We start from the raw sequence: 2,328 nt of genomic DNA on the forward strand, positions 1-2,328 counted from the left end.
CCGCACCGCGCCGGTGCGGGCGACCTGGACCACCGTCGCGGCGCCGGGCGCGAGGAGCACGCCGCGGCCCGCGCCGGCGTGCGGCGCGCGCAGTCCCGCCGGCACGCCGGCGAGGAGCGACTCGGTCTCGTCACGCGGCGCCAGGACCAGCCGGGTGCGCACCGACTCGGTCCACCGCGCGCCGACCAGGGCCGGCGGGCCCGAGAGGGCCAGGGCGAGCCCGGCCTGGCTCGCCCCGCGCACGAGCGCCCCGAGCGCGGACACGCCCCGGCCGGGCCCGGTCAGGTCCAGCCGGTCGGCGACGACGTCGGCGTCGTCGACGACGAGCACGGTCGTGCCGGCACGGCCCGCCGCCAGCAGGTGCAGCAGCTGCGCCGCCCGGCGGGGGTCGTCGGCGCCGACGACCGTGCCGAGGGACGGGCCGCGCAGGTCGGCGAACCGCTCCGGCGCCGCGGCGAGGACGTGCACCGCCACGCCGGCGCGCAGCGCCTGGGCGACGACGGCGCGCAGCGCCTCGGTCCGGCCGGTGCGCGGCCCGCCGGCGACCAGCAGGGCCGCGCCGTCCCAGGTCCACACGCCCAGGCGCTGCTCGTCGGGCAGGTCGGTGCGGGCGAGGGGGAAGGCGAGCGGCCCCTCGCCTGAGGAGCCGTCGGCGGCCGGGGTGGGCAGCTCGGTGAGCGTCAGCGCCGCCGGCAAGGGCTCGGCCCACGGCCGCGCGGGCGCGGCGCCCTGCCCGGCCCGCCGCCAGCCCGACCCGGTGGCGGCGAGGACGGCCGCCACCAGCGCGCCGTGGGGGCCGGTCCAGGGGACCTGGATCTCGCGCAGGGCCGCGGTGCGCAGGAGCGCCCGGCCGGGGACCGCCGGCAGCCGGGCGGCGTCGGGCACGGCGAGGACGTCGAGGGAGTCTGCGGCGTCCAGCACGCGCAGGCAGATCCGAGCGGTGAGGTTGGCGCGGATCTCGGGGGTGACGGCGCCGGCCGGACGCTGGGTCGCCAGCACCAGGTGGATGCCCAGGGAACGGCCCTGGGCCGCCAGGCGGACCAGTCCGGAGAGCACCTCCGGATGGGTGTCGGCGAGCGCCCGGAACTCGTCGACGACGACGAGCAGGCGCGGGGGCGCGACGCACGCCCCGGTGTGGTCCGCCGCGGTGCTGCCCACTGCGGCCCCGCCCGCTGCGGTCCCGGCCGCGGTGGCCCCGCCCGCCGCGGCCCGGTAGCCCGCCAGGTCCCGGGCGCCGGCAGCGGCCAGCACGCGCTCGCGGCGGCGGACCTCCGCGCGCAGGCTCGCCAGGGCGCGGGTGGTCGCGGCCGGGTCCAGGTCGGTGAGCACGCCGGCGGTGTGCGGCAGCGCGGCGAGGACGTCGAAGGTGGCTCCGCCCTTGTAGTCGACCAGCACGAGCTGGAGGTCGGCGGGGGAGAAGCGGACGGCGAGGCCGAGCAGCCAGGCGAGCAGGAGCTCGGACTTGCCCGCCCCGGTGGTGCCCGCGACGAGGGCGTGCGGGCCCTCGGCGGCCAGGTCGAACTCGACCGGCCCGGCCCGGTCGACGCCGACGACCGCGGCCAGCCCCGGCGGCGGCGCCGCCCAGCGGCGCTCGAGGTGATCCAGGTCCCCCAGCAGCCCGGCGAGCGGGACCGCCGCCGGGAGCGTGGCGCCCGCCCTCGGCGTCGCGAGGGCGGTGGTGACGGCGGCCAGCCACGCCGCCGTGACGGACACCGCCCCGGGCGGCAGCACGAGGACGCGGGTGCACCACGTGGGCACGTCCTCGAGCCGCTCGGCCAGGACCAGCACGGCGCTCCGAGCTCCGGGCGAGGTCGGCCCGGCGTCCCCGCGCGAACCGGCAGCGGGCGGCGCCGGCGGGCGCGCCGGGGGATCACTCGAGGGCGCGGGCGCGGCGGACCGGGGCTGCGCGGGGGCGTGCACGGCGAGGTGCCACGGGCCGGCCCGCGCCGGCACGTCGTGCGACGGGCCGGGCCGCACGTGCCCGTCGTGTCCCGGGCCGCCCCGGGGGTGACCGAGCGCGGGCCAGCCGGGCGGCAGGACGCACGACATCGCGGACCCGTGGCGCACCAGCAGCTGGGCGACGACCCATCTGCCGGCGCCGAGGACCTGCGCCGCCGGCCCGACGAGCGCCACCCGGTCGCCGTCGGCCAGGTCCAGGACGGTGTCGCGGTGCTGCCGCCGCCGACCCGGGGCGCGCGGCTCGGGCCACCGGCGGCGCCGCCCGGCCAGCGGGACCCGCAGCAGCTCGCCGCCCTCGGTCCCGCCGGGGCCGGCCGCCGCCATGAGGAGGAGCGCGGCCGGGTCGGGCGGGCTCCCTCCGGCGGCGCG

Annotated in this window: 1 protein-coding gene; it reads right to left on the reverse strand. The window is 81.7% G+C overall.

Annotation, left to right across the window (positions count from 1 at the left end):
• A partial coding sequence (locus GD970_RS21285) for an FtsK/SpoIIIE domain-containing protein (protein ID WP_264372247.1) occupies positions 1–2,328 on the reverse strand: 2,328 nt, incomplete at both ends.

The organism is Georgenia thermotolerans (assembly GCF_009193185.1).
In the GTDB taxonomy this organism is placed as follows: domain Bacteria; phylum Actinomycetota; class Actinomycetes; order Actinomycetales; family Actinomycetaceae; genus Georgenia; species Georgenia thermotolerans.